The 6,564-nt window shown below is 52.6% G+C and carries 5 protein-coding genes, 1 rRNA gene and 1 pseudogene; 3 read left to right on the top strand and 4 right to left on the bottom strand.

Annotated elements, in window-relative coordinates:
- Positions 1–280 precede the first annotated feature (280 nt).
- From G9463_RS22840 to G9463_RS22830, 3 genes are all read right to left on the bottom strand, one after another.
- Positions 281–850 (bottom strand): nitrous oxide reductase accessory protein NosL, encoded by a 570-nt coding sequence (locus G9463_RS22840; RefSeq protein WP_165897919.1) that lies wholly within the window; start codon positions 848–850, stop codon positions 281–283.
- Between the two features lie 160 nt (positions 851–1,010).
- Entirely contained in the window at positions 1,011–2,003 is a 993-nt protein-coding gene (locus G9463_RS22835) for a hypothetical protein (protein WP_165897918.1), read from the bottom strand.
- 153 nt (positions 2,004–2,156) lie between these two features.
- Positions 2,157–2,981, bottom strand: a complete 825-nt coding sequence (locus tag G9463_RS22830) for a hypothetical protein (protein ID WP_165897917.1) — start codon at positions 2,979–2,981, stop codon at positions 2,157–2,159.
- A gap of 560 nt (positions 2,982–3,541) precedes the next feature.
- Here G9463_RS22830 and G9463_RS22825 point away from each other — a divergent pair.
- Positions 3,542–3,688, top strand: a pseudogene (locus tag G9463_RS22825) (IS1595 family transposase); the annotation flags it as partial.
- Between the two features lie 616 nt (positions 3,689–4,304).
- The gene (locus G9463_RS22820) at positions 4,305–5,561 is read left to right on the top strand and encodes an orc1/cdc6 family replication initiation protein (protein WP_007190011.1); all 1,257 of its coding nucleotides are present in this window, start codon (positions 4,305–4,307) and stop codon (positions 5,559–5,561) included.
- A gap of 84 nt (positions 5,562–5,645) precedes the next feature.
- Here G9463_RS22820 and G9463_RS22815 read toward each other — a convergent pair whose 3' ends face one another.
- On the bottom strand, positions 5,646–5,882 hold the full coding sequence (locus tag G9463_RS22815; RefSeq protein WP_165897916.1) for a hypothetical protein: 237 nt from the start codon (positions 5,880–5,882) through the stop codon (positions 5,646–5,648).
- A gap of 410 nt (positions 5,883–6,292) precedes the next feature.
- Here G9463_RS22815 and G9463_RS22810 point away from each other — a divergent pair.
- Positions 6,293–6,564 (top strand): 16S ribosomal RNA (locus G9463_RS22810); the annotation flags it as partial.

Genomic DNA, 6,564 nt, shown 5'->3' with positions numbered 1-6,564 from the left:
CGCTGCAGCCGATTCCGACACGAACCGGCTTATTGGGAACATATCGGGCACCGCTAGCGCGGTGCCCTTGCCCTCTTCGACTTTCAGCCGCTGCTCTCGCTATCAACAATCTCCTTCGCAAGAGCGAGTGAACTTACGTACCTCCCCTGATCTGACTGAACAGCAGCTTGTGTGAGAAGTTGCTACTACCAGAGTAACTTCATTCTAGATTGGGCTGAGAAATACGTCTTTCAATAGATGTGAGCGGTGAATAGAGAGGTGCCTGTGACACCGTACGGCACTACTGGCGTGTATAGGAGGTGACCAGTTCTGGTGTGATTTCGTCAAATTGGAGGATCTCACCCTCATAGTTGCTCACGAATGATTCCGCATCTGTCGGTTCAGAAAACGGAATGAGTGCAGGACCCATCCCACCAGTAACCTGACTTTCCATGACGTAGTCCATCTGTTCTGCATCGCCGAATGTGTCTGGAGCTGTCGGGGAAGGCATAGTCAGGTTACCCTCCTCTGAGAGTGTGTATTCTATGCTAGAATAGTCAGTCACGTATATTGCAGTTGCTTCCCATCCTTTCTGCTCGTGCTCAAAGTAGTAAGGAAAAAGCCCGAACGCGAGTGTATGGAACCACGCCGGATTCTCGTGCCCATCGGGGCTGTTATTCTCATAGAATATCTGTCCGTTCGGGCCACCATGGTGTCCAATAACCATCCCGCCCTCATCGTCAGCCTTGCTCCCAGAGAGATCAACCGGTGTTGGCTGCTCTGATTCTCCTGTTGGCCCTCCCAAACAACCAGTCAAGCCGGTCGCACAAATCAAAGAGCCGGCAGTTCTCAATGCGGTTCGTCGGTTCACACATACTATTCCTTGCCGTGGGTGAAATCGTGTGTGGTACGCATCCCGAAAGTTCTGGTAGATCGGGATTTTCCGCACCTGAACAGTGCTCAGATAGTGACTCTCGGTATCTATCCGACACTACCCACAAGAAACTCTGGCACAGACGACCGATGAGCGCTTATTCGGTTGCTGAAGAAGTGTGGTAGGACGCCCCGGAATCAAACGAGGTCAGCTCCTCGATGCGCTCTTCGAGTTCCACAATCTCGTCTTGCAGCTGCTGAACTTCATCATCGTCAGCATCGCTGGCGACAAGGCGATCTTTCAGTCCCTGAAGCCGGGTCTCTTTGGTCTCCTCGTCAACATCGGCTTTGCGGACGTACTCGGTACTCTCAATGTCATACAGATCCGCCTCTGACAGCTCGGTCACCTCCAGAGCATCGTCTACCTTGTCTCGGTCAATGCTCGTCACGCGCTCACGATCAATCCCGGCAGCTTCCAGCGCGTTCAGCACAGTCTCCTCGTCTTTGAGGGAGCGTTGACGGCGTGCGGTCCGCTGGACGGAGCCAAACTGCCCGCTGACTGGTTGGTCGTGATGGAGCCGACTCAGGATGACGTCAGCGACCTCTTTCCGGAGGTCGTTGGCACTCCGCTGGACATCCGACAACATCGTGTACAGGTCCACGAGCGTATCCGTCTCGATATCGCCAAACGTGTCGACGTCGTGGCGCTCAAGCGCGTCGGTCAATAGGAGTGCGTCGCTGTACACTTGTAGATCCGGTTCAGTGCGCTCGGTGTCCTCGTCCCCATCACCGGTCGTAGCGATCTGTGTCGTGGTTTCGAGGTCGCTCTGTCGAATGATGCCGGCGTCTTCATCAATCTCTATTCGTGGATGGAGCGACCAGACCGTAGCGAAGGGTTCGGCGTCGGGTGGCAATCGGTCAAGAGCGAACTCCTGATTTGGTTCGTCATGCACCCGCCGAAACAGCGTTTCGAACTGTTCGCGCTGGAGTGGTCGTGTCTCATCCTTTTCCACGTAGTCGACGATGATTCGGTGTTCCTGTGTCTCACTGATCCGGAATGGCGTATGCGAGAGTGGCGTCACCAGCACTGCATCAGATGGGAGTTCATCAGCCTCCTCCAACAGCGTATGCCAGTTGACACTGAACGACATATTCGATCCAGCACTGCCATCATCAAATGACTACTGCTCACGCGTGCAAACACACCACCGTTTCCGGTGAAAACCACCAGACAACAGTAGTGTTTACACTCGAAACACGGTGTGGTGTATCTGGGATATGACCATGCTCAGCGCAGGAATGACCTACACTTCGAGTGGCTCCATCGGCTCGACCTCGAAGGTCAACAGGTGGGACCGAAGTTGGGCGTAGGCCCCATCGCCGTCAGTCGTGACACAGTACCGATTTGGCCTTGCCTCGCGAGGATTGCCGTCGTTCTCTTGCCACTCTTCCAGCGTGAACTCGTGGGCCTCTAAATCGCCGTCAGCACCCTCAAACACGGCTGCAACCGACGGCGTCCCGTGGTTGTCAGCGACGTATGCGACCTTGACAGCGTCGTGGTTGGCGTCAAGTCTCGTCCATCCATCGAGCGCTTCCGGCGGGTCCTCGGCAAACTGCTCGATTTCGCGCTGAGTCAGTTCGGCTTCTGCGGCGTCGCGCCACGCTTGCTTGATGTCCTCGGCTTGGGACCGCTCGATCTCCTGAAGGACATCGGTGTCGATACACTCTCTGGCCCACGCAAGCACGGTCTTGGCTTTCTCGTGCCTCTCCTCGGGTTCGCCGTCCAGCTGTCCGAAGTTCATCTCTTGGGGAGACATCAAGAGCACTGACGACCGCCAGTAGCCGGGGTCAGCGTCGCATTCCTCGTCGGCATTGGGAGCCCACGACTCCATCGAGGTCCGGACTTCCTCATGGTGCCCGAAGCCGGTTCGAACGCCGCCGGCACGTAGGATACGTTCCGCGAGGTCGATGGTTCGCTCGCGCTCGTCAGCGGGCACTCCATCGGGGCGAGTTACATCGGCGTAGAACGGTAAGCCGACTGTGCTGATGATCGCTCCTTCGTAGTTTGGACTGAGCGGCGGTTCCTCGAGGAAGATCGGGTCGAACGGTGGTTCGGCTGTCGGCAACATACTGGAAAGCCTCCAGCCACCGAGGCGGCACAAAATCGCTCGTAAGAGTACGATCTAATAGGCCGCGAATGCAGTGAGTAGTGCTTGATTATGAGCCATTCAGTCCGTCAGTATTCTGACCTCACACTGATTTCCTGCTGGAACCAACCCAAGGACCACACACCACTATTTCCGGAGCTTTTCGACCCGACCAAGATCATTCAGCTAGTACTCTACTCGTCTAGTTGACGGGCTAATAGAGAAGAAACCATCCTCCTATACACACCACCGTTTCCGAAGCAATCACGTCGAAATCCAGCCGTAGCCGGTGGAAATAGTGGCTTAGGTCCCAAAATAAATTGTGGTCCAAGCATGGTAACGACACACCATTGTTTCCGAAGCTATTCCTCTCAATACGCCAGATTTGAGAACGCTCTTGCGTAGCAGATTGTTGATCAGGTTCCAGATGCAACTAAAAGTCGTATCGGGCAAGGGTGGCGCGAACGCGCCACCCGACGAAGCATGATTTCACTCAAGACGTTCATCTCGGAGCGTCGGACCACGAATCTGTTGTCACAGATTTGCTGGCGCGATCTTGGCTCTCGCCCCATCGAGGCACCTCCAAGGACAAACTGATGCCTTATCTCAGAGCATTCCGACTTTGTCGTCATGTCTATCGAAAACCGGGAAAAGAAGCGCTCAAAACCATCCTCAAAACGGCCCTCTAATCCACTAACAATCTACGCCACAAGAGCGTTTGAGAAACAACAGCTGTAGTGATGCCAGATCATGAGAGCGTGTGAACCCACTATCGAATCAAGATTCGAATTCGCTGTGAACGTATGTAGCTCTACAGGCGGACAGTCGGAGTGGCTCGAGGTCTGAGTTCGAGGGTTTCACTACCAAGGTCACTACAGAACCCTCCACCGTTTCCGAAGCTTTTGACAACTGCAAAATGGAGTGACCCTCACACCACTGTTTCCGAAGCTATGGGAACAATATGTGGAGGGGGGTTGTAGATTCCAGCAGTAATTGGTAGATTCAAGAACATCCAATTGTCAAACTGTTAGTTGCTAGTGTTTATATTTCGATTGCTTATTATTTTTATTGCAGTACGGATTTCGTTAACTACCTATAGTAATAAAACCTTTCATTGTATAGAATGGAATTCGAAGGCCTATGCAGATATTCGATAGCTTCGGAAATAGTGGTGTCTGTGTGTTTTATAAAGAATAGAGCATAGGAAATAGTGGTGTGCCCTTCTTTATATACTTCTAAGCTCCGGACGCTTCGGAAGCTTAGGAACCGGTGGCTTTATGATATCGTGCTAAGAGTTACTCTCTCATGGGGATGTTTGAACGGGATCAGCAGATCTTTGCAGACGCGACCCCCCTTGACGATTCTTACGAACCAGAAGATATCCGGGAACGAGATGACGAACTGGAAAAGTACCAACGAGCTCTCCAACCGATAATCGATAACCGACCCACATCCAACATTTTTCTCTACGGAAAAACCGGTACGGGAAAGACTGTCGCAACGAAATTCATGCTCTCTCATCTCGAGTCAGATGCAGTGGCATACGACGATGTGGAACTATCGACTATCTGGGTCAGCTGTGAGAATCTCTCCTCATCGTATCAGGTTGCTGTTGCACTCGTGAATGAACTCCGTCTTGGTCAGGGGAAAGATCGGATTAGTACGACAGGCTATTCACAACAACGGGTATTCGATCTACTCTATGACGAATTGGATTCTCTCGGTGGCACTGTCGTGATTGTACTTGACGAGATTGACAACATCGGGCAATCAGACGATATTCTCTACGGACTGCCTCGCGCTCGGTCAAATGATTACGTCGACGGTGTTCGTCCCGTTATCGTCGGCATCAGCAATGACTTCCAGTTCCGGGAGAATCTCTCACCGAAAGTCAAGGATACACTCGCAGAAAAAGAGATTCTGTTTCCGCCATATGACGCCAATCAGTTGCGATCGATTCTCAATCCACGGGCTGAGAAGGCGTTCCACGACGATGTGCTCGAAAACGATGTTGTTCCCCTTTGTGCAGCCTTTGCCGCTCAGGACACTGGATCAGCAAGGCAGGCGATTCGTCTCCTCCGGGAAGCAGGTGAAATCGCTCAGGCTGAAGAGGCTGAGACCGTGACTGGCGATTTCGTTCGGAATGCGCAGGATGAACTCGAAAAGAACCAGCTCTACGAGGGTATGCAAGAACTCACGACACAGGGACACGCTGTCTTGTGTGCGCTTGCATATCACCAAGCGCTTGACGAAGTTCCTATCCGTTCTCGTGACCTCTACGACCGGTACATCAAAATTTGCGACCGGCTTGACGCCGATAGCGTCAGCGAACGGCGTGTCCGTGACCATCTATCGGATATGAATATGCTCGGACTCATCAGCGTGTACGAGCGCAATGAAGGTCTTTCCGCTGGTCGCTATCACGAATACGAGCTTGATGTTCCGCTCAAAGCCGTCCTTGATGTCTTGCTGTCGACCTCACGATTCGAAGAAGTCGCGAATATCATCCAATCAACCGCTGAAGACAATAATATGTTGCAAGCGAATCTTTCGAATTACTGAATCACGCTCTTCATCAAAAGCTTCGGAAATGGTGGTGTGTAGCTCCGGAAACAGTGGTGTGTTTCGGTATTGGCTTCACATGAACTAACGGTGTAATGCAGGACTGGTAGCTCTTTCTTGTACTATGACCACTCGCTCAGGGTCGTATCTCGAGTTTCTGTAATATGGCTGGATGTCCGTCCGGTCAAATCCATGTGACGAGAGAACGCTCTCAGCAGTTCGAATGAGTTGTATCTGGTAGTAGTTCGGGTCGTAAAACGCAACATCTTCATGAGCCAGCGTAACCCGATCTCGCGGGGATTTCTCATCGTCGACAGCCATGTACTCAATATCTTACCTGGGTGAAATGATGGTTGTATCGGATTAGACAATGTGGCTATTTCTCTAGTGAGTATGCGACACATGTCCTGTGTGGAGCCTGAACACGCTGGGTTCGAGACCGTCCATTTATATACTCCCCTCCCATCGGATGTGATGCGAAGGTCGCGCCGGGCAGCGTTCTCGGAACGACACCCCAACGCCACCAACATGGTGGCCTGGGTCACTCGCTTAGAATGCGAGGCCACCGAGGCTTCGTGTTCGTGTATGAGGATTCCACCCCTGCGGTCCGCCGTTAAGATGGAATCTGATGTGAGCCCACGGACCCATGCAGTAGTAAACATTGGCGGAGGAACCAATGTGTTAGCTTCCGACGGAGTGCAACCACTTCCGCCGCTGATGTATATCAGCACATTCCGGTTGATCCTGCCGGAGGCCATTGCTATCGGAGTCCGATTTAGCCATGCTAGTTGCACGAGTTCAGACTCGTAGCATATAGCTCAGTAACACGTGGCCAAACTACCCTACAGACCGCGATAACCTCGGGAAACTGAGGCCAATAGCGGATACAACTCCCAGGCTGGAGTGCCGAGAGTTAGAAACGTTCCGGCGCTGTAGGATGTGGCTGCGGCCGATTAGGTAGATGGTGGGGTAACGGCCCACCATGCCGATAATCGGTACAGGT

Source organism: Haloarcula sp. JP-Z28 (assembly GCF_011440255.1).
GTDB lineage: Archaea > Halobacteriota > Halobacteria > Halobacteriales > Haloarculaceae > Haloarcula > Haloarcula marismortui.
This window is presented reverse-complemented; position numbering and strand designations above follow the sequence as displayed.

Coding starts and splice junctions, on each gene's coding strand:
- G9463_RS22835 (WP_165897918.1), bottom strand. CDS start 2,003: ATGTCGTTCAGTGTCAACTGGCATACGCTGTTGGAGGAGGCTGATGAA.
- G9463_RS22830 (WP_165897917.1), bottom strand. CDS start 2,981: ATGTTGCCGACAGCCGAACCACCGTTCGACCCGATCTTCCTCGAGGAA.
- G9463_RS22820 (WP_007190011.1), top strand. CDS start 4,305: ATGGGGATGTTTGAACGGGATCAGCAGATCTTTGCAGACGCGACCCCC.
- G9463_RS22815 (WP_165897916.1), bottom strand. CDS start 5,882: ATGGCTGTCGACGATGAGAAATCCCCGCGAGATCGGGTTACGCTGGCT.